Below are 24,753 nucleotides of genomic sequence, written 5' to 3' on the forward strand. Positions count from 1 at the left end.
CCACGCCTGACACCCCGCCAGCCGACGACCAACACGGTCACCGGCGGTCACCACACGCCCAAATCCATCACCCAGCGCACACCAGCTGAATGTTTACGATCGAGCGTCGGTTGAACTGAGGAGCAAGCGCAACGCTGCTTCCGCTTGCTGAGGCACAACCCCGTTGCCGAGTGCGCGCAGTTCACCGCTGCGGGGTAGCTCCAAGCCTGTGACGTAGCCAGACGGTAAGCCCATCAGCCACTCAACGAGCCCTTTCAGCCTGGACACCGATCGGGTGACGCCGGTGAGTCGGCGTGGGGAGCCGCAACGCACGAGGCTCCCGTGCCGTCGAGGGAGGTGTTTGAAGTCTCAACCCACCGGCACAGGAGTCTCGTTGGTTACCTATCCTGCCGCACTCGACCTGCCGCACGCCCTGGTCAAGCGGGTCACGATGCTCATCGTCACCCGTGAGAGTGACCGGCGGTGCAAACTCCCGCCGCACCAGCGTGCGCTCGTCGCCCTGGTGTACCTGCGCACCCACGACACCCTCGCCCGCATCGCGGCAGGCTTCGGCATATCCGTCGGCACCGCCCACGCCTACGTCCCGGCCTGCTCGCCTCCCGCGTCCCGGGCCTGCTAAAGACCCTGCGCAAGAAGGACTGGGGCCCTACATGGGAGCGGAGGGGCCTGATGTATGGAACTGAGATGTCCCTGCTCTAAGGTCGACGTCCGCGGCGTCGGGGCCGTCGCCGCGCGTCTGGCGCCGGTGATGGTGCGCCGAGTCGGTGCGGTGACGAGACTGACCCAGGCTCCCGGCCAGGTCGACGGTGGCAGCCTGCGGGTGGGGTGGCGCCGGCCGCGGACGTAGGTCCCGGTGACGATGCCATGCCAGCCGTTGCGGCCGGAGCGGGAGGTGCCGCCGTACGACGGTTCGACGTGGCCGAGGACGGTGTCGCCCACCGGCCTCCCAGCACGATCCCAGCACGGGAGGGGTGAGCAGGGGTGATGAGAGGTGACGAGAGGTCAGATTTCCCAGCACCATCCCAGCACGGGAAAAAACTAGGGGCCCAACCCCGAAGAGTCGGACCCCCTCTAACCTGCATGTTTGCCAGATCAGCGACGTGGTGGTATGTCACCCGCTACACGTTGAAGCGGAACTCCACCACGTCGCCGTCCTGCATGACGTAGTCCTTGCCCTCCATACGGGCCTTGCCCTTGGCGCGGGCCTCGGGGACGGAGCCGCATTCGACGAGGTCGTCGAAGGAGACGATCTCGGCCTTGATGAAGCCCTTCTGGAAGTCGGTGTGGATGACACCGGCGGCCTCGGGGGCGGTGGCGCCCTTTTTGATGGTCCAGGCGCGGGCTTCCTTGGGACCGGCGGTGAGGTAGGTCTGGAGGCCGAGGGTGTCGAAGCCGACGCGGCCGAGGGTGGCCATGCCGGGCTCTTCCTGGCCCATGGACTGCAGGAGCTCGAGGGCCTCGTCGTCGTCGAGCTCGATGAGCTCGGACTCGATCTTGGCGTTGAGGAAGATGGCCTCGGCGGGGGCGACGAGGGCGCGCTGCTCGTTCTTGAAGTCCTCGTCGGTCAGCTCGTCCTCGTCGACGTTGAAGACGTAGAGGAAGGGCTTGACGGTGAGCAGGTGCAGCTCGTGGAGGAGCTTGCCCTGCTCGGTGCCGGCGGTGATGCCGGCGGAGAAGAGGGTGCGGCCCTCCTCGAGGATCTTCTGGGCGTCCAGGACGGCGGCGAGGACGGCCGCCTTCTCCTTCTGGAGGCGGGATTCCTTCGTCAGGCGCGGGACGGCCTTCTCGATGGACTGCATGTCGGCGAGGATCAGCTCGGTGTTGATGGTCTCGATGTCGTCCTTGGGCGAGACCTTGCCGTCGACGTGGACGACGTTCTCATCCTTGAAGGCGCGGATGACCTGGCAGATCGCGTCGGACTCGCGGATGTGCGCCAGGAACTTGTTGCCCAGGCCCTCGCCCTCGCTCGCGCCGCGCACGATGCCGGCGATGTCGACGAAGTCGACCGTGGCGGGGAGCTTGCGCTGCGAACCGAAGATTTCGGCCAGCTTGTCGAGGCGGGGGTCGGGGACACCGACGACGCCGACGTTGGGCTCGATCGTGGCGAACGGGTAGTTGGCCGCCAGCACGTCGTTCTTGGTCAGGGCGTTGAACAGGGTCGACTTGCCGACATTCGGCAGGCCGACGATTCCGATCGTGAGCGACACGTGACGACTTCCCGTAGCAATGAAGGTGGAGAAACCCAGTCTACGGGCCTCGGCACCTGGCCTCCTATCAGCTTCGAACACTCACCCAGGGGAGGTGAAAAGGCGTGTCCTGCCCCCATTTTCCCTGGTTGCCATGCCTACTTTTGGTACGTGGAGCATCACAGCACGCACACGAACGCCGGCCGGCTGCCGCATCCCCGCGACACCGCAGCCGCCACAGCCACCGCACGCCGCACGCCGCGCCGCCCGGCGGAGCGGCTGACCCGGCTGCGCGGTCCGCGCGGCCCGCGCAGGCTGGAGCCCCGGCTCACCGCACTGGGGACCGGGCTCAGTCTGACGGCGGTCGCCCTGGGCGGCGGGGCGCTGGACACGCTGATGTTCGGGGAGCCGGGGGTGTTCTTCGGGGTGGTGTTCGTGTTCGCGTGCGTCGCGGCGGCGCTCCTCGTACGCCCCTACGATCTGTCGGCGGCCCCGATCAGCGCGCCCATCGCCTTCACGGTGGCCGTCGCCCTCACCGCCGACAGCGGCACCGGCGGCGTCGCCGGGCACGCGATGGGCGCGGTGACGGCGCTGGCACTGCTGACGGGCTGGCTGTACACGGGGACTCTGCTGGCGGCGGCCATCGTGGGCGTACGGAAGGTGGCCGACGTACGGAAGGCGCGGCGCCGTCCGGACCGGGCAAGCCAGACCTAGGCCTGGGCCTGGGCCACGGCGGCGGCCATGGCGGCGCCGACGATGCCGGCGTTGTTCTGCAGCGCGGCGGGGACGATCTCGGCGCGGACGCCCTCGATCAGGGGCAGGAACTTGGACGCCTTACGGCTCACGCCGCCGCCGATGACGAACAGCTCGGGCGAGAAGAGCATCTCCACGTGGGTGAGGTACTTCTGCACCCGGTGCGCCCAGTGCTCCCAGGTGAGGTCCTCGTCCTCCTTGGCCTTGGTGGAGGCCTTCTTCTCGGCGTCGTGGCCGTGGAGCTCCAGGTGGCCGAGCTCGGTGTTGGGGAGGAGGCGGCCGTCGACGAAGACGGCGCTGCCGATCCCGGTGCCGAGAGTGAGCATGACGACGGTCCCCTTGCGGTCGCGGCCGGCGCCGAAGGCCATCTCGGCTATGCCGGCGGCGTCCGCGTCGTTGAGCAGCGTGACGGGGGCGCCGACCCGGTCGCTGAGCAGCCTCTGGGCCTCCAGGCCGATCCAGCGCTGGTCGACGTTGGCCGCCGTGCGGGTCGTACCCGCGGTCACGACACCGGGGAAGGTCGCGCCGATCGGGCCCGACCAGCCGAAGTGCTCCACGACCTGACCGACGCAGTCCACGACGGCCTCCGGGGTAGCCGGGTGCGGGGTCAGCACCTTGTAACGCTCGTCCGTGAGGTCGCCGACCTCAAGGTCCACCGGAGCACCCTTGATGCCCGACCCGCCGATGTCCACACCGAAAACCTTCATGGGACAACGCTATTACGCGGGGTCGGCCTCCGCTGCACCCAGTGCGGCCGCCTCGGCGCGCAGGTCCCGGCGCAGCTCCTTGGGCAGCGAGAACTGGATCCGCTCCTCCGCCGACTTCACGATCTCGACGTCGCCGTAGCCGCGCTCGGCAAGCCAGTCCAGCACGCCCTCGACCAGGATCTCCGGCACGGACGCGCCCGAGGTGACGCCGACCGTCGTGACGCCGTCCAGCCAGGCCTCGTCGATCTCATCGGCGAAGTCCACCAGGTACGAGGCTCGCGCGCCGGCCTGCAGGGCGACCTCGACCAGGCGTACCGAGTTCGAGGAGTTCTTGGAGCCGACGACGATCACCAGGTCGGCGTCGGCGCCGATCTGCTTGACCGCGACCTGGCGGTTCTGCGTCGCGTAGCAGATGTCGTCGCTCGGCGGGCTGACCAGCGCGGGAAAGCGCTCCTGCAGCTTGCCGACGGTCTCCATCGTCTCGTCGACGGACAGCGTGGTCTGGGACAGCCAGACGAGCCGGTTCTCGTCGCGGACCTCCAGACCGGCCACGTCCTCCGGGCCGTCGACCAGGTGGATGCGGTCCGGCGCCTCGCCCATGGTGCCGATGACCTCCTCATGGCCCTCGTGGCCGATGAGAAGGATGTCGTAGTCCTCGGACGCGAAGCGCTGCGCCTCCTTGTGGACCTTGGTCACCAGGGGGCAGGTCGCGTCGATGGAGGCCAACTTGCGGCTCGCGGCCTCGTCGTGGACCTCGGGAGCCACGCCGTGGGCGGAGAAGATCACGATGTTGCCCTCGGGCACCTCCTCCGTCTCGTCGACGAAGATCGCGCCCTTCTTCTCCAGGGTCCGCACGACGTATTTGTTGTGGACGATTTCCTTGCGTACGTAGACCGGCGCGCCATACTGCTCGAGCGCCTGCTCCACGGCGATCACGGCACGGTCAACGCCCGCGCAGTAGCCACGAGGAGCGGCGAGGAGGACTCGGCGGGCTGTCGTAGCAGTCATGCCCTCCATCGTACGGGGCGCGGGAACCGGGGCAGTGAGCCAAGCTGCTGTCCATGACGACCACTGCCACCGACCAGGAATAGGGCGGCGGCCGGCTCCGCCGCAGCCTCGGCTTCCGTGATGGATGGGTCACCTCCGTCGGCGGGCGAAGGCCGTCGCCACGCCCGCGCAGAGCGCCGCGGCGAGCGGGAGGCAGCTGAAGCAGCCGCAGCCGGGGCCGCGGCGGCCGATGCGGAAGCCGCCGCCGATGCGGGGCTGGCGGTCGCGGTCGGGGCGGATGCGCATGGTCCCAGGGTGCGGGGCACGCCCGGGTAAGGACAGCGGGGTGCGGCATCCGGGTCGGTGTCGGCGGTGGCGGCTAGTCTCGGCGTATGGCTGTGAACACATCGGCGGAGGCGCCGATCCCGGTCGGCGAGGTGTCGCGGCTGATCGGGGGATGGATCGACCGGCTGGGCGCGATCTGGGTCGAGGGGCAGATCACCCAGCTCTCCCGCCGCCCCGGCGCGGGGGTGGTCTTCCTGACGCTGCGCGACCCCTCGTACGACCTCTCGCTCACCGTGACATGCCGACGTGCGGTCTTCGACGAGATCTCCGACCTGGTCGGCGAGGGCGCGCGCGTCGTCGTGCACGCCAAGCCGGAGTGGTACGCGCCGCGCGGGCAGCTGTCGCTACGGGCCACGGAGATACGGCCGGTCGGCATCGGGGATCTGCTGGCACGGCTCGAGCAGTTGAAGAAGCGGCTGGCGGCCGAAGGGCTCTTCGCGGCCGAGCGGAAGAAGCCGCTGCCCTTCCTGCCGCAGCTCATCGGGCTGGTCTGCGGGCGGGCGTCCGCCGCCGAGCACGACGTGCTGGAGAACGCGCGGCTGCGCTGGCCCGCGGTCCGCTTCGAGGTGCGCAATGTGCCGGTGCAGGGGGCGTACGCGGTGCCTCAGGTGATCGACGCGGTGCGCGCACTCGACGCGCATCCCGAGGTGGACGTCATCATCGTCACCCGGGGCGGCGGCAGCGTGGAGGACCTGCTGCCCTTCTCGGACGAGCAGCTGGTGCGGGCGGTGGCCGAGTGCCGTACGCCGGTGGTGTCGGCGATCGGGCACGAGCCGGACTCCCCGCTGCTGGACCTGGTGGCCGACCTGCGGGCGTCCACACCGACGGACGCCGCGAAGCGGGTCGTCCCCGATGTCGGGGAGGAGTTGGCCCGGGTCGAGCAGATGCGGCACCGCGCGCTGCGCGTTGTGCGCGGGCTGCTGGACCGCGAGGAACACGGGCTCACCGCCGCGCTGAGCCGGCCGTCGATGGCGCGGCCGCACCGGATGGTGGAGGAGCGCGAGGAGCAGATCGGGGCCCTCCTCGATCGCTCCCGGCGCTGCCTGCGCCACCGGCTGGACCGGTCCGAGGACGAGCTGGCCCACACCCGGGCCCGGGTCGTCGCGCTGTCGCCCGCGGCGACGCTCCAGCGGGGGTACGCGGTGATCCAGCGGGAGGACGGCACCGTCGTGCGGGTGGCGGACGAGGTCGCCGACGAGGAGAAGCTGCGCGCACGGGTCGCGGAGGGCGAGTTCACGGTCCGCGTCACGCGCTGACCACCGGTGTCGGAGGCCGCCTCTAGGCTGAAGGCATGGCAGCAGGAGCAGGTGCAGATCAGGACACGCTGGGATACGAGCAGGCGCGGGACGAGCTCGTCGATGTCGTACGGCGGCTCGAGGCGGGCGGCTCCACCCTCGAGGAGTCGCTGGCCCTCTGGGAGCGCGGTGAGGAGCTGGCCCGCGTCTGCCGCCGCTGGCTGGAGGGGGCCAGAGCCCGCCTCGACGCGGCGCTCGCGGAGGAGGGCGACGGGGCGGGTGAGGACGAGCCCGACGAGTAGGGGTCTGTGAGGGCGGTCACGGACACCCGGGCGGCGACGGCAACCACACCGTCCTGGCCGTCGTCAACATCGGCAAGCCGGGCGAGAACGCCTGGTACCCGCGCAGCCCGCGGCTGGCCTACGACGAGGTCGTCACGACCGTCTGAGCAGGATCAGAAGCACAGCCTCACTGGCCGCCGCGCTCCTGCAGCGCGGCGGCCAGCTTCGCGAGCTGATCGAACGAAGCCGTACCGGTGACCATCGTCGTCACGCCGCCCTCCTCACGGACCAGCGCGTCGTACTTGTCTCCCTTGTAACGCGCCCAGGTGAAGCCGTCGACTGTACGGCTGCCTGACCGGACGGCGCTGTAGGTCTTCTCCTTGATGAAGGCCACGGCATTCGCGTTGCTCTGCTCGACGGCCGCGTACTCGTTCTCCGGGTCGACGAAGCCGAGGTGCCAGGCGACGGCCTTGGTGTCGGAGGCGTCGTACATCACCGAGGTGGCGCGCCACTGCTTGTCGAGGCCGACAGGGGCGGCGACGGCGAAGGGCGCGTCGCGGCGGGCCTGGCCGAGCTCGACCGTGTAGCTGACGGACTTGACCGGGTCACCCTCGCTGTGCGGGATGAAGATGTATATGACGGCGACGACAACGCCGATCACCGCCATCGAGAGCACCAGGTCCCGCACTGTCTGATTGCCACGCGTATTCGCCACGCCCCTATGGTCTCCCATCCCCGGAGCTCCTTCGGCAGGTGGGGCAGGCTACACGCGCGCCGCTCATGTGACAGGCCCCCTGCTCATTCTCACGGGGGCCGGATAAGGTCGTAGCACCCTCTTTTCCGGCCGTCCTCGTACAGAAAGGTGCGCTGTGATGACCGAGCAGCATGAAGCCCATCTGCCCCCGCAACTCGAAGTGAGCCCCGAAGCCCCGGATCGCAACCTGGCCCTCGAACTCGTGCGGGTGACCGAGGCCGCGGCGATGGCCGCCGGCCGCTGGGTCGGTCGCGGTGACAAGAACGGCGCGGACGGGGCCGCCGTGAAGGCCATGCGTACCCTCGTCTCGACCGTGTCGATGAACGGCGTCGTCGTCATCGGCGAGGGCGAGAAGGACGAAGCGCCGATGCTCTACAACGGCGAGCGGATCGGCGACGGCACCGGCGCGGAGTGCGATGTCGCCGTGGACCCGGTCGACGGCACGACGCTCACCGCCAAGGGCATGAGCAACGCCGTGTCCGTGCTGGCGGTCGCCGACCGCGGCACGATGTACGACCCGTCGGCCGTGTTCTACATGGACAAGCTGGTCACCGGCCCCGAGGCCGCGGACTACATCGACATCACCGCGCCGCCGGCGGTCAACATCCGCCGGGTCGCCAAGGCCAAGGGCGGCTCCCCCGAGGACGTCACCGTGGTGGTCCTGGACCGTCCGCGTCACGACGGCATCGTCAAGGAGATCCGGGAGGCGGGGGCGCGGATCAAGTTCATCTCCGACGGCGACGTCGCCGGCGCGGTCATGGCCGTACGGGAAGGCACCGGCGTCGACCTGCTCATGGGCATCGGCGGCACCCCGGAGGGCATCATCGCGGCCTGCGCGATCAAGTGTCTGGGCGGCACCATCCAGGGCAGGCTGTGGCCGAAGGACGACGCCGAGCGGCAGCGCGCGCTGGACGCGGGCCACGACCTGGACCGGGTGCTGTCGACCAACGACCTGGTCAGCGGTGAGAACGTGTTCTTCGTGGCCACCGGGATCACGGACGGCGAGCTGCTGCGCGGGGTGCGGTACCGCGCGGAGACGGCCACCACCGAGTCGCTGGTGGTGCGCTCGAAGTCCGGCACGATCCGGCAGATCGACTCCACTCACCGGCTCTCGAAGCTGCGTGCGTACAGCTCGATCGACTTCGACCGGGCCCGATAAGGAACGATCCGGGGCCCCGCCGAATCGGCGGGGCCCCGGATCCTGAGCGTCAGCCCGCTGCGGGCATCCGCGTCGTCGTTCGTTGCAGCTCGGCCTCGCGGCGGCGGCGCCGGGCCAGCACCACACGGCGCTCGGCGGCGGTCAGGCCGCCCCAGACGCCGTACGGCTCGGGCTGGAGCAGCGCGTGCTCCCGGCACTCCAGCATGACCGGGCAGCGCGCGCAGACGCGCTTGGCGGCTTCCTCGCGGGAGAGCCGCGCCGCGGTCGGCTCCTTGGAGGGTGCGAAGAACAGGCCCGCCTCATCGCTGCGGCAGGCCGCTTCCGAATGCCATGGGCCGCCGAGATCCCGTGGCTCGCTCCCATTGACGGACGCGCCCCCGGATGCTGCGGATACTGCCGGGGGCTCGATCGGTTGAAGCACGGGATACTCCTAAACGACGGCTCGGCGTTGTCTCACCCTTGCCTGTCGCACCGCGCGGCGGCGGTGAGCGACGTGTCCCCAAGCCTTACCCGCTGTGCGCGTGTTCATGCGCACGGTGTCGCTCCCGGGTGTGCGCCGGAGGTGCGCCGGGCGGAGTGCGCCGCAGCCGTCGAATCAGGTGCCGGGTCAGCCGCCCGGTCAGGCGTCGAGCTCGGGCTTCGCGCGGTGCGGCTTGAGGCGCTTGCCGCGCTTCGGCGAGGCCTCCACGCCGCCCCAGAAGGCGAAGCCCTGGACCTTGATCACGGGCGCGCCCGGCTCCGGGGACTCGAAGGACTTCACGTCGAAGCCGCCCATGATGCCGACTCCGCCGCTGCCCAGGACCGTGACGTTCTCCGGAACCTTGATCGAGATGCCGCCCATGATCGCCGTGCAGTTGATGACCAGCTCGGGCGAGGTGAAGGTCGCCTCGGTGAGGTCGATCTCGATTCCGCCCATGATCGCGACGGCGTTGATCTGGTGGCCGACCCGCCAGCGGCCCTTGCGCTCCGCGGCGCCGAGGATGCCGACGAGGTTCGGGTTCTCGCCGCTGCCGTCGGACGCCCACCTGCTCGGCGCGGGGGCCGGGGCGGCCGGGCGGCCCGCGGGCAGGTCGCGTACGAACGGCTCGAGCTCGCCGACGGTCTTGGCGGCGTAGACCCCGTCGAGCCGCTCCGAGAACTCGTCCGTGTTGAGGCGGCCCTCGGCGAGGGCGTCGCGCAGGATGTCGGTGATGCGGTCGCGGTCGGCGTCCGACGCGCGGAGTTCGGCCTCGGCCACGGGTGTCACGGGCGGCTTCACGGGCTGGGTTTCTCGCTTCTGAAGCGACGACTCGTCCACGACGCCTACCGTACACAAACGCGATAGATCGCGACTAGGGCCTGCCCGGCGGATCAGGCGGACCCGGCCATGATCCGCCGGACAGGCCCTGGGAGGAGTGAGGGTCACCTCACACAGTCGTTGGCCCCGCCACGTTCTACGCTTGTCGGGCTTCGTCGACGCAGCCCAGTGAGGATGTCCCCCAATGCCCGAGTTTGCCTATTCGGATCTGCTTCCCCTCGGCGAGGACACCACGCCCTACCGCCTGATCACCTCCGAGGGCGTGAGCACCTTCCAGGCCGACGGCCGCACCTTCCTCAAGGTCGAGCCGGAGGCGCTGCGCAAGCTCGCCGCCGAGGCCATGCACGACATCTCGCACTACCTGCGCCCGGCCCACCTCGCCCAGCTGCGCCGGATCCTCGACGACCCCGAGGCGTCCCCCAACGACCGCTTCGTGGCGCTGGACCTGCTCAAGAACGCCAACATCGCCGCCGCCGGCGTCCTCCCCATGTGCCAGGACACCGGCACCGCCATCGTGATGGGCAAGCGCGGTCAGAACGTACTGACCGAGGGCGATGACGAGCAGGCACTGTCGCGGGGCGTGTACGACGCGTACACCAAGCTGAATCTGCGCTACTCGCAGATGGCCCCGCTGACCATGTGGGAGGAGAAGAACACCGGCTCCAACCTCCCGGCCCAGATCGAGCTGTACGCGACGGATGGCGGCGCCTACAAGTTCCTCTTCATGGCCAAGGGCGGCGGCTCCGCCAACAAGTCGTTCCTCTACCAGGAGACCAAGGCGGTCCTGAACGAGGCCTCCATGATGAAGTTCCTGGAGGAGAAGATCCGTTCGCTGGGCACCGCTGCCTGCCCGCCGTACCACCTGGCGATCGTGGTCGGCGGCACGTCGGCCGAGTTCGCGCTGAAGACCGCGAAGTACGCCTCCGCGCACTACCTCGACGGGCTGCCGGCCGAGGGCTCCCCGACCGGTCACGGCTTCCGCGACAAGGAGCTGGAGGAGAAGGTCTTCGAGCTGACGCAGAAGATCGGCATCGGCGCGCAGTTCGGCGGCAAGTACTTCTGCCACGACGTGCGCGTGGTCCGGCTCCCCCGGCACGGCGCGTCGCTGCCCGTCGCGATCGCCGTGTCCTGCTCGGCCGACCGCCAGGCCGTCGCGAAGATCACCGCCGAGGGCGTCTTCCTGGAGCAGTTGGAGACCGACCCGGCCCGCTTCCTCCCGGAGACCACGGACGAGCACCTGGACGACGCCGACGTCGTACGGATCGACCTCGACCGGCCGATGGACGAGATCCGCGCCGAGCTGTCCAAGCACCCCGTCAAGACCCGGCTCTCGCTGACCGGCACGCTGGTCGTGGCCCGCGACATCGCGCACGCCAAGATCAAGGAGCTGCTCGACGCGGGCGGCGAGATGCCGCAGTACCTGCGCGACCACCCGGTCTACTACGCGGGCCCGGCCAAGACGCCCGAGGGCTTCGCCTCCGGCTCCTTCGGCCCGACCACGGCCGGCCGCATGGACGCCTACGTCGACCAGTTCCAGGCCGCGGGCGGCTCCTTCGTCATGCTCGCCAAGGGCAACCGCTCCAAGCAGGTCACCGACGCCTGCGCCGCCCACGGCGGCTTCTACCTCGGCTCGATCGGCGGCCCGGCCGCCCGCCTCGCCCAGGACTGCATCAAGAAGGTCGAGGTCCTGGAGTACGAGGAGCTCGGCATGGAGGCCGTCTGGCGGATCGAGGTCGAGGACTTCCCCGCCTTCATCGTGGTCGACGACAAGGGCAACGACTTCTTCAGCCCGCAGCAACTCTCTCAGCCGACCTTCACCAGCATCCCCGTACGCCAGGCTGACTGACCCCGAGGCCGACCTTCAGTCGACCGTGAGCCCCTGGCAACCGCCGGGGGCTCACGTCGTTGCCGGAGCCACCGGGTCCCTCGGACTGCCCAGGGCGGCACAACGCCTCGTATTGCGCCCCCTACGGGCGTTGCACCGATTTCCTCTTCTGGAAACTTTTCTTTTAGAGGCCGCGCGAATAGGTGGGGTGGGTGAAGGAGCGGGGCGAGGGGGGCAAGTCTGGCAAGGCGGAGGGGGCACTCTCCCCCAGACTCCGTCCGGGGGGACCCCCACCAGCCTTCGGCCGGGGGGACCCCCACCCAGCCGCCAGGCTGGGGGACGTCGTCGACCGACGACAACGCCGCCAGGCGCCGCCCATAGGCACGCGACGCCGCCCCACCTATTCGCGCGGCCTCTTAGGACCCGCGCCCGCCACGCCGACCTTCACCCGCATCCCGGTGGGGTCCTCCTGACGGGCGACGGTTGGCAGTGCCCGGGAACACACGGCCATTCCCGGGCACTGTCATAGGTATGAGCGACGACAACGGCGAATACCGGACCGAGCACGACTCGATGGGCGAGGTGCGCGTCCCCGCGTACGCGAAGTGGCGGGCGCAGACGCAGCGCGCGGTGGAGAACTTCCCCATCAGCGGGCAGCGCCTGGAGCGGGCGCACATCGAGGCGCTGGCCCGGATCAAGGCGGCGGCGGCGAAGGTCAACGCGGAGCTGGGGGTCCTGGACAAGGATGTGGCCGAGGCCGTCCAGGAGGCGGCCGCGGAGGTCGTGGCGGGGAAGTGGGACGAGCACTTCCCGATCGACGTCTTCCAGACCGGCTCGGGCACCTCGTCGAACATGAACACGAACGAGGTCATCGCGACCCTCGCCTCGGACCGACTGGGCCGCGACGTCCACCCCAACGACCACGTCAACGCCAGCCAGTCGTCCAACGACGTCTTCCCGTCCTCCATCCACATCGCCGCGACGGCCGCCGTCACCCGCGACCTGGTCCCGGCGCTGGAGCACCTGGCCGCTGCCCTGGAGCGCAAGGCCGAGGAGTTCGCGGAGGTCGTCAAGTCGGGGCGTACGCACCTGATGGACGCCACGCCGGTCACCCTGGGCCAGGAGTTCGGCGGATACGCCGCCCAGGTCCGCTACGGCATCGAGCGGCTCAGCGCCTCCCTCCCCCGGCTCGCGGAGCTGCCGCTGGGCGGTACGGCGGTGGGCACCGGCATCAACACCCCGCCGGGCTTCGCGGCGGCGGTGATCGCCGAGGTGGCGCAGGCGACCGGGCTGCCGCTGACGGAGGCGCGGAACCACTTCGAGGCGCAGGGGGCGCGGGACGGGATCGTCGAGACCTCCGGGCAGCTGCGGACGATCGCGGTCGGGCTGACGAAGATCTCCAACGACCTGCGGTGGATGGCCTCCGGCCCCCGCACCGGCCTGTCCGAGATCAACCTGCCCGACCTGCAGCCGGGTTCGTCCATCATGCCGGGCAAGGTGAATCCGGTGATCCCGGAGGCGGTCGTCATGGTGGCGGCACAGGTCACCGGAAACGACGCGACGATCGCCGCGGCGGGCGCGGCCGGCAACTTCGAGTTGAACGTGATGCTGCCGGTCATCGCCAAGAATGTCCTGGAATCGATCCGCCTGCTGGCCAATGTCTCCCGGCTGCTCGCGGACCGTACGGTCGACGACATCACGGCCAATGTGGAACGCGCCCGCGAGTACGCCGAGTCGTCACCCTCCGTCGTGACCCCGCTGAACAAGTACATCGGATACGAGGAGGCCGCGAAGGTCGCCAAGCGGGCCCTCGCGGAGCGCAAGACGATCCGCCAGGTGGTGCTGGAGTCCGGCTACATCGAGCGTGGAGCGCTGACCGAGCAGCAACTGGACGACGCGCTTGACGTGCTGCGGATGACCCGGCCGTGACCGGTGGGGCACGCCCGGATTCCGCGCGAGTGATCCGTCCGTAACAGACGGTGCGTAAGCTCTGTCCATGACAGCCGAAACTCTCCTCCACGGGAACGGTCCCGGTGACACCCACGGCCACTGGTCGCCGGGCGAGCAGGTGCTGTGGCGCTATCGCGGCAACGCGACCGACCGGTTCCACATCTGCCGGCCGGTGACCGTCGTACGCGACGATCCCGAGATACTGGCCGTGTGGATGGCCCCGGGTACGCCCTGCGTGAAACCGGTGCTGGCCGACGGCTCGTCGATCGACAGCGAGCCGCTGGTGACCCGCTATGTGAAACCGCGCACTACGCGCGTCGAGCAGTGGCGGGGCGCCGGGGTGCTGAAGCTGGCGCGGCCCGGGGAGCCGTGGTCGGTGTGGCTGTTCTGGGAACAGGGCTGGCGGTTCAAGAACTGGTACGTGAATCTTGAGGAACCGCGGCGGCGGTGGTCGGGCGGGATCGATTCGGAGGACCATTTTCTGGACATCTCGGTTGCTCCCGACCGCAGTTGGCGCTGGCTGGACGAGGACGAGTTTGCGCAGGCCCAGGCGGTGGGAGTGATGCCCGTGGCGACGGCGGAACGGGTCCGGGAGGCCGGGCAGCGGGCGGTCGGGGTGATCAGGGCCTGGGAGCGGCCGTTTCGCGACGGATGGGAGAACTGGCGTCCTAATCCGGCGTGGCCGGTACCGGCCCTTCCGGTGGACTGGGACCGTCCGGCAATGTGACCGCGTGAGCCCCTTGATGCGCCCCCGTACATCAAACGTAGGATCGTCTTCCGCAAGACTGCGCAATTTCCCGGTTCACACTAGGGTTTGACGCTACGTCATCGAGCATCGAGGTAAGGTCTATGTCAGGTCACAGGAGGCCCAGGCTGTGGGAGTCGGAGTTTATGGCGACATACAGCTCCACCGTGCCGGCCAGGCCGAGGCGTTCGACGCGATAGGCAGCCGCTACGACGAGGCGTTCCCCGACAAGGAGGGCCAGATCGCGGCGGCCGGATGGCTCGCGGAATCGCTGCCCATCGGGGCGCGGGTGCTCGACATCGGCTGCGGTACGGGGCTGCCGACCTGCCGCCAACTCGTGGACGCGGGGCTGGAGGTGACCGGCATCGACGTGTCGGCCGGGATGCTCGCGCTCGCCCGCGAGTCCGTGCCGGAGGCCACGTTCCACCGTGCCGACATCATCGACGTAGGCCGACTCGACCGTTCCGACCGGCTCCGGCGCTTCGAGGGCGTCTCCGCCTTCTTCTCGCTGCTGATGCTGCCCCGGGCCGAGATCCCCCAGGCGCTGGCGATCGTGCACGATCTGCTCGTCCCCGGCGGATGGTTCACCTTGGGGATGGTCGAAGCAGACTTGGATGACTTCGAGATGCCGTTCCTTGGTAACACTGTCCGGGTATCGGGTTATCTACGGGATGATTTGCGTCAGGTGGTGGAGGACGCGGGATTTGACGTGCTGAAGGAGGACTCGTTTCCGTACTCGCCGGCGGCGCTCGACGCGCCGCCAGAGGAGCAGCTCTTTCTGCACTGCCGACGACGCGCCTGACGCGGCTGCCCCGTCACGCCCCCGCATGTGACGCACCCGACCGGATGGAACGACCAGCGTGAGCACGGAGCGCACGACCCAGCAGGCCGCTGCCGCAGCGACAGCGGCGAGTGCCGCACGCCCTGCCGCCACCCCGCCGGCTCCCGTGGCGGACGGCAACGGCGCCGGGACCGCCCCGGATCCCCGTAGCGGCTTCGCCGCTGCCGCCGTCCCGACCGCCCGTACGAAGCGCAAGGGCGCCCGGGACCGCAAGCAGGCGGCACGGGTGGCCGCCGCCACGGCGGACCCCTCGCTGCCCAACACGCCGCCGCACGGCACCCGGGGGGTGGCCCGCGACCTGTCGGCCGCACAGGTCGCCGCCGGACACCCGGCGGACGACGAGTCCAGCGGCGTCCAGGCGCTCAAGGCACTCGGCACCCAGGGCGGTGCCCCCGGGCGGGGGCCGGCCGGCCCTCATCCGGCCGCGCAGCCCGGCGCTGAGGCCGAACGGCTGCGCTACGTCGGCGCGGCGACCCGCCGTATCGCCCGGGGCATCGACCTCGACGAGATCCTGCTCGGCCTGTGCCGCTCGGTGGTGCCGGCCTTCGCCGACGCGATCCTGGTCTATCTGCGCGACCCGCTGCCGGTGGGCGACGAACGCCCCTCCGGACCGCTGGTGCTGCGGCTGCGCCGCACCGACCGGGCCCCGGACGAGAGCGTCGAACAGTCCCCCGAGACCGGCGCGCTGCTGCCCGTGGTGCCGTCCACCGAGGGAGCGTACGGTTCTGCCGCCGACTACATCGACGTCCCCACGGACGGGCCGCTGGCCGAAGTGCTGCGCGGGGTACGCCCGGTGTTCTCGGAGTCGCCGCAGGCCACCGCCGCCCTCAACGAACTGGTCGGCGGCTGCCCTGACGCCACCTCCGTCGGGCCCGTACCCGGCGGTTTACTCCTGCCGACCGGCCGGCGCGCGATCCTGGCGCCCCTGCGCGGCCGCCGCCGGGTGATCGGCGCGGCCGTGCTGCTGCGCCGCCCCAACCGGCCCGCATTCGAGCCGGACGACCTGCTGGTCGTCGCCCAGTTGGCCACGCACACCGCGCTCGGCGTCGACAAGGCGGTGCTGTACGACCGCGAGGCGTACATCGCCGACTCCCTGCAGCGCGAGATGCTGCCCGACTCGCTCCCCCAGCCCACCGGCGTACGCCTCGCCAGCCGCTACCTGCCCGCCGCCGAGTCGGCCCGGGTCGGCGGCGACTGGTACGACGCCATCCCGCTGCCCGGCAGCCGGGTCGCGCTCGTGGTCGGCGACGTCATGGGCCACTCCATGACCTCGGCCGCGATCATGGGCCAGCTCCGCACCACCGTCCAGACCCTCGCCGGCCTCGACCTGGCCCCGCAGGAAGTGCTCTACCACCTGGACGAGCAGGCCCAGCGGCTCGGCCAGGACCGGATGGCCACCTGCATCTACGCGGTCTACGACCCCATCGCGCACCGCGTCACCATCGCCAACGCCGGCCACCCGCCGCCGGTGCTGCTGCACGCCAACGGCCTCGCCGAGGTGCTGCGCGTCCCGCCCGGCGCCCCCATCGGCGTCGGCGGCGTGCCCTTCGAGGCCGTCGAACTGCCCGCCCCCGCCGGGGCGACGCTGCTGCTCTACACCGACGGCCTGGTCGAGTCGCGGACCCGCGACGTCTGGGGCGGCATCGAGATGCTCCGCGAACGGCTCCACGCCGCCTCGCAGATCGTGTCCCCGCCCCCGCTGGAACCGCTCTGCGACGAGGTCCTGGAGATACTGGGCCCCGGCGACCGCGACGACGACATAGCGCTGCTCGCCGCCCGCTTCGACGGCATCGCGCCGCGCGACGTCGCGTACTGGTTCCTGGAGCCCCGCCCCCAGACCGCCGGGCGGGCCCGCCGGCTGATCCGGCAGGCGCTGCGCCGCTGGGACCTGGAGCCGCTGACCGAGGCGACCGAGCTGCTGGTCAGCGAGATCGTCACGAACGCCCTGCGGTACGCGGAGCGCCCGATCACCCTGCGCCTGCTGCGTACCGACGTGCTGCGTTGCGAGGTCGGCGACGACGCCCCCACCCTCCCCCGGATGCGGCACGCCCAGCCCCAGGACGAAGGCGGCCGCGGGCTGTACCTGGTCAGCCGAATGGCCCAACGGTGGGGGGCGACACGGCTGAGCGCGGGCAAGGTGGTCTGGTTCGAGATGGGCATACCCGGCGGTCCCGACCGCTGAGGTCGGCCGAGCGGCCCGTGAGAGGCTGAGCGCGGCATCGGCAACGGGAGAGGCACGGGGTGTAGCGCAGGTGTACGTCGCAAGGGTCGGCCTGTCGGGCATCAAGGGCTTCGCGGGCGTGCGCACGGTGGACCTCCCGCTCCCCACGGGGGGCGGCTGGACCGTGCTCGCCGGCCGCAACGGCTCGGGCAAGACGACGCTGCTCCAGGCCCTGGCATTGGCGCTGAGCGGGCCCTCCGTGGCGCGGAACCTGGTGCCGGACTTCAGTGGGTGGATCACCGCCGGCACCCGCACCGGATGGGCGCACGCCGAGGTCACCCGCGACCCCTCCTACGACACCCTCTTCGGGCGCGGCCGGGCACCCAAGGGCAGCGTCGTGCTGGGCCTGGAGTGGACCCTGCCCGTGCGTTCCAAGGCGGAGCGGGCGGAACCGCTGCGGCCGTCCATGGAGCCGTACGACGCGCAGTACGGCTACCAGAGCCCCGAGCGCGGGCCCTGGGCCGGGAATCCACAGGGCTGGTTCTGCGCCGGGTACGGGCCTTTCCGACGGCTGGTCGGCGGCTCCGGTGAGGCACAGCGGCTGATGCTCGCCCCCGGCCCGGTGGGGCGGATGGCGACCCTCTTCCACGAGGACGCCTCCCTCGCGGAGGGCGTGTCCTGGCTGGTCGACCTGCATCTGCGCCGGCTGGAACGGCGCGCCGGGGCGGCGACCACGCTGCGGACGGTCACCGCACTCCTGTCCGACGGGCTGCTGCCGGACGGCTACCGCGTGGCCAAGGTGGATTCGAACGGGCTGTGGGTGCGTCGCGGGCCCCGCATGCGGTCCTTCCCGCTGCGCGAGATGAGCGACGGCTACCGCACGGTGGCCGCCCTGGTGCTCGATGTCGTACGGCAGATCCAGGCGGCATACGGCGAGTTGCCCGCGATCACCGCGGAGGGCCGAGTGGAGATCACGGCGCCCGGGGTGGTGCTGATCGACGAGATCGACGCGCACCTGCACGTCACCTGGCAGCGGCGCATCGGTGACTGGCTGCGGCAGCACTTCCCGAAGATCCAGTTCATCGTCACCAGCCACAGCCCGTACATCTGCCAAGCCGCCGACCCCGGCGGCCTGATCCGGATGCCCGGCCCCGACGAGGACCGCGCCCCGGAGGTCGTGGACGAGGACCTGTACCACCGCGTCGTGTACGGCAGCGGGGACGACGCCGCGCTGTCGGAGCTGTTCGGCCTGGAGACCCCGTACTCGACCCGGGCCGAACGGCAGCGGCGACGCCTGGTGGAACTGGAGCGCAAGGCGTTGGCGGGGCGGGCCGACGAGGCGGAGACCCAGGAGTACCAGGAGCTGGCCGAACGGCTGACCAGTTCGCTGGAGACCCGGGTGACCGAGGTGGCGGCGCGGCTGAGCGGTGGTGACGGCGGCCGTTGATCCCGGTGCAACGGGCGGCGGCGCCGCAGAACACGCAGACGCTCCTGGGCCGGCGTACGGATGCCGTCAGGAGCGCGGGCGCGACCACCCGGGCGGCCCGCGAGGAGTGGCGCAAGGCCGCCACACCCAAGCGGCACATACGCGACCTGCTGCGCGGCATGGCCCACGGAGCCGAGCGGTGCATGTACTGCCTGGACAACCTCGGCACGGACATCGACCATTTCCAGCCGATCGCGGTCGCACCGCTGCGCGCCTTCGACTGGCCGAACCATCTGCTGGCCTGCTCCAGTTGCAACAGCAACCACAAGCGGGACGAGTACCCCTGCGACGAGGCGGGTAACTGCCTGCTGGTCGACCCGAGCACCGAGGATCCGGCCGATCACCTGCTCCTGCTGCCCGCGTCCGGCGAGTACGAGGCCCTGACGCCCAAGGGCGTGCAGACCATCCGGGTCTTCGGCCTCAACCGGAAGGATCTGGTGATCGGGCGGCAGACGGCATTCGTCGTGTGCCGCTCGGCGCTGCACGACTGGCACGCGCTCCTGCTGAGCGGTGACACGGTGAGCGCGGCGGAGATCGCACGGGCTCTGCGGCTCACGCCCTTCGCGGACGTGCTGCGTTCCCTGGAACGGTCGCCCCTGGCGCCCTCCGCGGAGGTGGCCGTCTTCGGGGCGAAAACCGCCGCCGCGCTCACGGAATGGCGCAGGACACACCGGGTCATTCCGGGCAGTACGCACCGCTGAACACACTGTGTTCGTACAGAATCTTTTCTTGGACCTTGTCCAAACTAAGTCGTGTCACCCATTGCCCGGCATGCCGTGCCAGTGATTCAGTGTTTGTGTAGGTCGTGGTGGTCGGACAGTCCGGCACCACGACCCCGGAGCCCCCGACGGACTCTTCAAAGAATCGACGGGAGGACAGACTCACATGAGCACCCCCTACACCACCAACAACGCCGGAATCCCGGTGGAGAGCGACGCACATTCGCTCACGGTGGGCTCGGACGGCCCGATCCTGCTCCAGGACCACTACCTCATCGAGAAGATGGCCCAGTTCAATCGCGAACGGGTCCCCGAGCGAGTAGTACACGCCAAGGGCGCGGGCGCGTACGGCGTCTTCGAAGTGACGAACGACGTCAGCCAGTTCACCAAGGCGGACCTCTTCCAGCCCGGCAAGCGGACCCGGATGCTGGCCCGTTTCTCGACGGTGGCGGGCGAGATGGGCAGCCCCGACACCTGGCGGGACCCCCGCGGCTTCGCACTGAAGTTCTACACCGAGCTGGGCAACTTCGACCTGGTCGGCAACAACACACCGATCTTCTTCGTACGCGACCCGATCAAGTTCCAGGACTTCATCCGCTCGCAGAAGCGCCGCCCCGACAACGGGCTGCGCGACAACGACATGCAGTGGGACTTCTGGACGCTGTCCCCGGAATCCGCGCACATGGTGACGTGGCTGATGGGCGACCGGGGCATCCCGAAGACGTACCGCCACATGAACGGCTACGGCTCGCACACCTACATGTGGATCAACGGTGCCGGCGAGAAGTTCTGGGTCAAGTACCACTTCAAGACCGACCAGGGCATCGACTTCCTCACCCAGGAGGAGGCCGACCACCTCGCGGGCGCCGACACCGATTGCCACCGCCGCGACCTGTTCACCTCGATCAAACGCGGCGAGCACCCGTCCTGGTCCCTGAAGGTGCAGGTCATGCCCTTCGATGACGCGGCGGACTACCGGTTCAACCCCTTCGACCTCACCAAGGTGTGGCCGCACGGGGACTACCCGCTCATCGACGTCGGCCGGATGACCCTCAACGAGAACCCCGAGGACTACTTCGTCCACATCGAGCAGGCTGCCTTCGAGCCCAGCAACATGATCCCGGGCATCGGCCCCTCGCCCGACAAGATGCTGCTCGGCCGGCTCTTCTCGTACGCCGACACCCACCGCTATCGGATCGGACCCAACTACACGCAGCTGCCGCCCAACCGGCCGCACGTCCCGGTCCACTCCTACGCCAAGGACGGGCCCATGCGCTTCGAGCCGGCCCGCACGGGTGCGCCGTACGCGCCGAACTCGTACGGCGGTCCGGAGGCCGACCTGACCCGCTTCGGCGAACCGGCCGGCTGGGAGACCGCCGGCGCCATGGTCCGCGAGCCCTACAAGCTGCACCGCGAGGACGACGACTGGGGCCAGGCCGGCACCCAGGTCCGCCAGGTCCTCGACGATGCCGCCCGCGCCCGGCTGGTCTCCAATGTCTCCGGGCACCTCAAGAACGGCGTCAGCGCCCCCATCCTCGAACGCGCCCTGCAGTACTGGCGCAACATCGACAAGGAGGTCGGCGACAGCATCGCCGCGAACGTCAACGGCGGCTGAGCGGTCGGTCTCCTCTTGACGGCAGCCCCGAGGCACGTGAGCCCTGCCCGTGCCCCGGGGCTGCAACGCGTTCGCGTACTCATGCGCGTACGGAACCGATTCGCCGCCGTACGCATCACATGGGCATGGGCGGACATCTCTGGGCAAGGGTGGGGGCGGCCGTGCCGCTGCTGGCGGTGGTGGCGGGCTGCGGAGCGGGCACGGATGTGGCCTGCACGGCGATCGGGAACCAGCCGGGGTCCGGGGTGGGGGAACAACCCGCCGTTACGCCAGGCGCGTGAATTCCACCGTGACCTCCGGGGGGCCGGAAGCCGCGCCCCGGTAGATGCCCTTGTGGGGGGTGACGTCGCCGTAGTCACGGCCTCGGCCGACGACGACGTGGGACTCGTCGGCGCGGACGCGGTTCGTGGGGTCGTAGCCGAACCAGTCGCCGGCCCAGTATTCGATCCAGGCGTGGCTTTGGCCGGCGACGGGGCGGTGGAGGTCGGCGTCGCGGTCGGGGTGGAGGTAGCCGGAGACGTAACGCGTCGGGAGGCCGATCCCCCGGAGCAGGCCGGCCGTGAGGTGGGCGATGTCCTGGCAGACGCCGGCGCTCTGCTCCCAGGCTTCCTGGGCGGTGGTGAGGACGCCGGTGGCGCCGGGGACGTAGGCGACGCGGTCGGCGACCATCTCGGCGACGGAGACGGCCGCTTCGTGCGGGTCCAGCCCGAGCGCGGTCTCGTGGGCGGCGTCGACGAGGTCGGGGCCGACCGTCGTACGGGCCGTCGGCGAGGAGTGCTCCAGCAGCCGGGTCGTGGCGGCGCGTTCGGCGATCTCGGTCCAGCCGGCCGGCTCGGCCAGCGGCGAGGGCGGCGCGGTCTCGACCAGGGAGACGGCGGTGATGGCGAGGTCGGCGTGCGGGTCCATGAGGTCGAAGCCGGTGACCTGGGTACCCCAGTAGTCCCAGTAGGACCAGGTGGCGGTGGCCGGGCTGACGGTGACCCGCGCGTCGAGGGTGGTCTGGTGCGGCAGGGTGAGCGGGGTCATGCGTACTTCGTTGTGCGAGGAGACCGCCGCTTCCGCGTAAGCGACGCGTGTCTCGTGCCGGATGCGCAGTCTGCGTCCCACAGTCGTCACGCCCCTTCCTGCGCCCACTCGATGGCGCCTTGATACGGGAAGAACCGTTCCGCCACAGCTTCCGCCGAGGCCATACAGGCCTTCTGCAGATCACCCAGCAACCGTGGCAGCGCCTCCTCCAGGGTGCCCGACTCCAGGTATTCCAAGCGCGTGCGCATCCGCCCGATCGGCTGGCGTGCGGCGTCGTGCCGGGGGTTGCCGAGCGCGGCGAGGCATTCCTCCGCCGTGGTCAGTGCGTGCAGGGCGGAGCGTGGGAAGTCGCGGTCCAGGAGAAGGAATTCGGCTACCCGGGAGGTGTCGCCGAAGCCGCCGTAGACCCGGGCGAAGGCCTCGTCCGCGCCGCTCGCGCTGAGCAGGGTCGGCCAGTCGGGGGCGTGGGCGGCGTCCAGGACGCGTACCGAGAGCAGCCGCACCGTCATGTCGACCCGCTCCAGGCTGCGACCGAGGACGACGAAGCGCCAGCTGTCGTCGCGGCTCATGGTGGAGTCGGTGAGGCCGAAGAAGAGCGCGGCCCGGCGGCGTACGAGGGCGAGATACGCGTACGGGCCGGTCCGGCGGGCGGCGGTGCGCTGCTCGCCGAGCGCGTGCCAGGTGGAGTTGAGGCACTCCCACATCTCGGAGGAGACCGCCTCGCGGGCGCTGCGTGCGTTGAGGCGGGCGGCGCCGAGCGCGCCCTCGATGGATCCGGTGCTGCGGGCGTCGAAGGCGAGGCTGTCGAGTACCTGCTGCATGTCGCAGTGCTGGTCGCCGGGGGCGTTGAGCCCGAGGATGGCGTAGAGCGAGCGGCAGGCGGCGTCCTCGTCGCGCCAGGGGTCCTCGAGCAGCCGGTGCAGGTAGGCGTCGAGGATGCGGGCAGTGGCGTCGGCCCGCTCCACGTAACGGCCGGTCCATGTCAGGGCCTCGGCGATCCGGGAGAGGATGATGTCGTTCATCGCGGTGCCTCCTGCTCGGAGGAGCTCGGGATTGGTCACTGCTGCTGTCCCTCTTGCTCGCCGTTGAGGGCCGCGCGGTGCCCGCTGGGGCCCAGCTGGCGTGGTGCGACCTCGGGCGTGCCGGATTCGTACGTCGCCGCCGAGGGCTCGGGATCGGTGATCTCGGGGGCCTGCGCGAGCACCCAGGTGTCCTTGGAACCGCCGCCCTGGCTGGAGTTGACGATGAGGTTGCCCTCCTGGAGGGCGACCCGGGTCAGGCCGCCCGGGAGCACCCAGACATCGTTGCCGTCGTTGACGGCGAAGGGCCGCAGGTCGATGTGGCGTGGGGAGACCCCGCCGGTGGCCAGCGTCGGTGAGGTGGACAGGGCGACCGGGCGCTGGGCGATCCAGCCGCGCGGGTCGGCGGCCACCTCCTTGCGCAGCCGGTCCAGGGTGGGTCGGTCGGCGTGCGGGCCGATGACGATGCCCTGGCCGCCGGCGCCGTCGACCGGTTTGACGACGAGCTTGTCGAGCTGGTCGAGGACGGCCTCCAACTGGCCTGGCTCATCCGGCCGGTAGGACTCGACGTTCGGCAGAATCGGTTCCTCGGAGAGGTAGTAGCGGATCAGATCGGGGACGTACGTGTAGAGCAGCTTGTCGTCGGCGATGCCGTTGCCCACGGCGTTGGCGAGGGTGACGTTGCCGGCCTGCGCGGCGCTCAGAATGCCGGGGCAGCCGATCACCGAGTCCGGCCGGAAGTGCAGCGGATCGAGGAAGTCGTCGTCGAGCCGCCGGTATACGACATGGACGGGCATCTCGCCGCGTGTCGTACGCATCCAGACCCGGTTCCCCGAGCACACCAGGTCGTGTCCCTCGACCAGCTGTACGCCCATCAGCCGGGCCAGCAGGGCGTGTTCGAAGTACGCCGCGTTGCTCGGGCCGGGGGTGAGGACGACGACCTGCGGGTCGGTCACCCCGGCCGGGGCGGCGGCGCGCAGCGCGGCGAGCAGCCGCTGGCCGTAGGCGTCGACCGGGCGGACCGGTTGTTCGGCGAAGAGCGAGGGGAACATCCGGGTCATCGCGCGGCGGTTCTCGATGACGTAACTGACGCCTGAGGGGACGCGTACGTTGTCCTCCAGGACCCGGAACTCGCCCTCCTCGTCCCGTACGAGATCGATGCCGCCGACGTGCACCCGGACGCCGTTCGGGGGCTCTATGCCTTGCGCGGCGCGGTGGAAATGGGGCGAGTTGAGCAGCAGCCGCCAGGGCACGACGCCGTCCTCGAAGGCTCGGGCCTGTCCGTAGGCGTCGGCGAGATAGGCCTCCAGGGCACGCACCCGCTGGGCGACGCCGCGTTGGATCAGGTCCCATTCGAGGGCGTCGAGGATGCGCGGCACGAGGTCGAGCGGCCAGGGCCGCTCCTCGCCCGCGAAGGCATAGGTGACCCCTCGGTCGGTGAACGACCTGGCCATCTGGTCGGCCCGGAACCGCAGTTCGGCCGCGTCCATGGGCTGCAGGGCAGCCAGTAGCGGCTCATAGGCGGTCCTGACCACACCCGGCCGCTCAAACATCTCGTCCCATGCGTCGGCCAACGCATACGCGTCAAATATGTCCGCCATGAAGCGAAGTTAGGCGGCATCTGTATCGCGACGATCACGGCGTGATTTCCGGCAGAAGACA

The 24,753-nt window shown here is 70.3% G+C and carries 22 protein-coding genes and 2 pseudogenes; 14 read left to right on the forward strand and 10 right to left on the reverse strand.

The genetic code is table 11. From position 1 onward, the window contains the following. Nucleotides 1–373: 373 nt before the first annotated feature. A pseudogene (locus EFK10_RS27915) lies at nt 374–639 on the forward strand (helix-turn-helix domain-containing protein); the annotation flags it as partial. 479 nt (nt 640–1,118) lie between these two features. Here the strand turns inward: EFK10_RS27915 and ychF are convergent. Then, the gene (gene ychF / locus EFK10_RS27920) at nt 1,119–2,207 is read right to left on the reverse strand and encodes a redox-regulated ATPase YchF (RefSeq protein ID WP_127358433.1); all 1,089 of its coding nucleotides are present in this window, start codon (nt 2,205–2,207) and stop codon (nt 1,119–1,121) included. Nucleotides 2,208–2,357: 150 nt separating this feature from the next. Here ychF and EFK10_RS27925 point away from each other — a divergent pair, with 150 nt between their 5' ends. Next, a complete protein-coding gene (locus tag EFK10_RS27925; protein WP_127358434.1) occupies nt 2,358–2,900 on the forward strand; it encodes a DUF6542 domain-containing protein in 543 nt (180 codons plus the stop codon). Here the strand turns inward: EFK10_RS27925 and ppgK are convergent. The 3 genes from ppgK to EFK10_RS47820 form a co-directional block, all read right to left on the reverse strand. Continuing rightward, on the reverse strand, nt 2,897–3,646 hold the full coding sequence (gene ppgK, locus EFK10_RS27930) for a polyphosphate--glucose phosphotransferase (RefSeq protein ID WP_127358435.1): 750 nt from the start codon (nt 3,644–3,646) through the stop codon (nt 2,897–2,899). The two genes, EFK10_RS27925 and ppgK, sit on opposite strands and share 4 nt — an antisense overlap. 12 nt (nt 3,647–3,658) lie before the next feature. After that, entirely contained in the window at nt 3,659–4,663 is a 1,005-nt protein-coding gene (locus tag EFK10_RS27935) for a 4-hydroxy-3-methylbut-2-enyl diphosphate reductase (protein WP_206305613.1), read from the reverse strand. Between the two features lie 120 nt (nt 4,664–4,783). Next, entirely contained in the window at nt 4,784–4,939 is a 156-nt protein-coding gene (locus tag EFK10_RS47820) for a hypothetical protein (RefSeq protein ID WP_164836169.1), read from the reverse strand. Nucleotides 4,940–5,025: 86 nt separating this feature from the next. Between EFK10_RS47820 and xseA the strand changes: the two genes are divergently transcribed. The 3 genes and pseudogenes from xseA to EFK10_RS27950 form a co-directional block, all read left to right on the forward strand. Continuing rightward, nucleotides 5,026–6,234 (forward strand): exodeoxyribonuclease VII large subunit, encoded by a 1,209-nt coding sequence (gene xseA / locus EFK10_RS27940; protein ID WP_127358437.1) that lies wholly within the window; start codon nt 5,026–5,028, stop codon nt 6,232–6,234. Nucleotides 6,235–6,269: 35 nt separating this feature from the next. Next, nucleotides 6,270–6,515, forward strand: a complete 246-nt coding sequence (locus EFK10_RS27945; RefSeq protein WP_127358438.1) for an exodeoxyribonuclease VII small subunit — start codon at nt 6,270–6,272, stop codon at nt 6,513–6,515. A gap of 35 nt (nt 6,516–6,550) precedes the next feature. Next, a pseudogene (locus EFK10_RS27950) lies at nt 6,551–6,661 on the forward strand (malonic semialdehyde reductase); the annotation flags it as partial. 20 nt (nt 6,662–6,681) lie between these two features. On the opposite strand, the gene EFK10_RS27955 reads toward EFK10_RS27950, so the two are convergent. Then, nucleotides 6,682–7,227, reverse strand: coding sequence for a DUF4245 domain-containing protein (locus tag EFK10_RS27955; protein WP_127358439.1), 546 nt, complete (start codon nt 7,225–7,227; stop codon nt 6,682–6,684). A gap of 139 nt (nt 7,228–7,366) precedes the next feature. Here EFK10_RS27955 and glpX point away from each other — a divergent pair, with 139 nt between their 5' ends. After that, nucleotides 7,367–8,407, forward strand: coding sequence for a class II fructose-bisphosphatase (gene glpX / locus EFK10_RS27960; protein ID WP_127358440.1), 1,041 nt, complete (start codon nt 7,367–7,369; stop codon nt 8,405–8,407). 49 nt (nt 8,408–8,456) lie between these two features. Here glpX and EFK10_RS27965 read toward each other — a convergent pair whose 3' ends face one another. Next, nucleotides 8,457–8,816: a WhiB family transcriptional regulator gene (locus tag EFK10_RS27965; RefSeq protein ID WP_127358477.1), complete on the reverse strand. Its 360-nt coding sequence runs from the start codon at nt 8,814–8,816 to the stop codon at nt 8,457–8,459. Between the two features lie 210 nt (nt 8,817–9,026). Further along, nucleotides 9,027–9,704 carry a DUF1707 SHOCT-like domain-containing protein gene (locus tag EFK10_RS27970; RefSeq protein ID WP_127358441.1) on the reverse strand — a complete coding sequence of 226 codons (678 nt, stop codon included), beginning with the start codon at nt 9,702–9,704 and terminating at the stop codon, nt 9,027–9,029. A 184-nt stretch (nt 9,705–9,888) separates the two neighbouring features. On the opposite strand from EFK10_RS27970, the gene EFK10_RS27975 reads away from it, so the two are divergent. The 8 genes from EFK10_RS27975 (at nt 9,889) to EFK10_RS28010 (ending at nt 21,046) form a co-directional block, all read left to right on the forward strand. After that, nucleotides 9,889–11,550: a fumarate hydratase gene (locus EFK10_RS27975; RefSeq protein ID WP_127358442.1), complete on the forward strand. Its 1,662-nt coding sequence runs from the start codon at nt 9,889–9,891 to the stop codon at nt 11,548–11,550. Between the two features lie 510 nt (nt 11,551–12,060). After that, nucleotides 12,061–13,458, forward strand: coding sequence for a class II fumarate hydratase (locus tag EFK10_RS27980; RefSeq protein WP_127358443.1), 1,398 nt, complete (start codon nt 12,061–12,063; stop codon nt 13,456–13,458). A 67-nt stretch (nt 13,459–13,525) separates the two neighbouring features. After that, on the forward strand, nt 13,526–14,206 hold the full coding sequence (gene fomD, locus EFK10_RS27985; protein ID WP_127358444.1) for a cytidylyl-2-hydroxypropylphosphonate hydrolase: 681 nt from the start codon (nt 13,526–13,528) through the stop codon (nt 14,204–14,206). 148 nt (nt 14,207–14,354) lie between these two features. Then, nucleotides 14,355–15,026 carry a class I SAM-dependent DNA methyltransferase gene (locus EFK10_RS27990; protein ID WP_127358445.1) on the forward strand — a complete coding sequence of 224 codons (672 nt, stop codon included), beginning with the start codon at nt 14,355–14,357 and terminating at the stop codon, nt 15,024–15,026. 58 nt (nt 15,027–15,084) lie between these two features. Beyond that, nucleotides 15,085–17,247, forward strand: a complete 2,163-nt coding sequence (locus tag EFK10_RS27995) for an ATP-binding SpoIIE family protein phosphatase (protein WP_240677505.1) — start codon at nt 15,085–15,087, stop codon at nt 17,245–17,247. Between the two features lie 70 nt (nt 17,248–17,317). After that, nucleotides 17,318–18,673, forward strand: coding sequence for an AAA family ATPase (locus tag EFK10_RS28000; protein ID WP_127358446.1), 1,356 nt, complete (start codon nt 17,318–17,320; stop codon nt 18,671–18,673). Then, nucleotides 18,670–19,413, forward strand: coding sequence for an HNH endonuclease family protein (locus EFK10_RS28005; RefSeq protein WP_206305614.1), 744 nt, complete (start codon nt 18,670–18,672; stop codon nt 19,411–19,413). Before EFK10_RS28000 ends, EFK10_RS28005 begins: the two co-directional genes overlap by 4 nt. Nucleotides 19,414–19,597: 184 nt before the next feature. Further along, nucleotides 19,598–21,046, forward strand: coding sequence for a catalase (locus tag EFK10_RS28010; protein WP_127358447.1), 1,449 nt, complete (start codon nt 19,598–19,600; stop codon nt 21,044–21,046). 264 nt (nt 21,047–21,310) lie between these two features. Here EFK10_RS28010 and EFK10_RS28015 read toward each other — a convergent pair whose 3' ends face one another. From EFK10_RS28015 to EFK10_RS28025, 3 genes are read right to left on the reverse strand one after another with little or no spacing between them, the layout of a single operon-like run. After that, on the reverse strand, nt 21,311–22,153 hold the full coding sequence (locus EFK10_RS28015) for a transglutaminase family protein (RefSeq protein WP_127358479.1): 843 nt from the start codon (nt 22,151–22,153) through the stop codon (nt 21,311–21,313). A 5-nt stretch (nt 22,154–22,158) separates the two neighbouring features. Next, complete coding sequence (locus EFK10_RS28020) at nt 22,159–23,094, reverse strand: alpha-E domain-containing protein (protein ID WP_127358448.1); 936 nt, start codon at nt 23,092–23,094, stop codon at nt 22,159–22,161. A 35-nt stretch (nt 23,095–23,129) separates the two neighbouring features. Continuing rightward, nucleotides 23,130–24,692 carry a circularly permuted type 2 ATP-grasp protein gene (locus EFK10_RS28025; protein WP_127358449.1) on the reverse strand — a complete coding sequence of 521 codons (1,563 nt, stop codon included), beginning with the start codon at nt 24,690–24,692 and terminating at the stop codon, nt 23,130–23,132. Nucleotides 24,693–24,753 lie beyond the last annotated feature (61 nt).

It is taken from the genome of Streptomyces soli, assembly GCF_003999195.1.
Lineage (GTDB): Bacteria > Actinomycetota > Actinomycetes > Streptomycetales > Streptomycetaceae > Actinacidiphila > Actinacidiphila soli.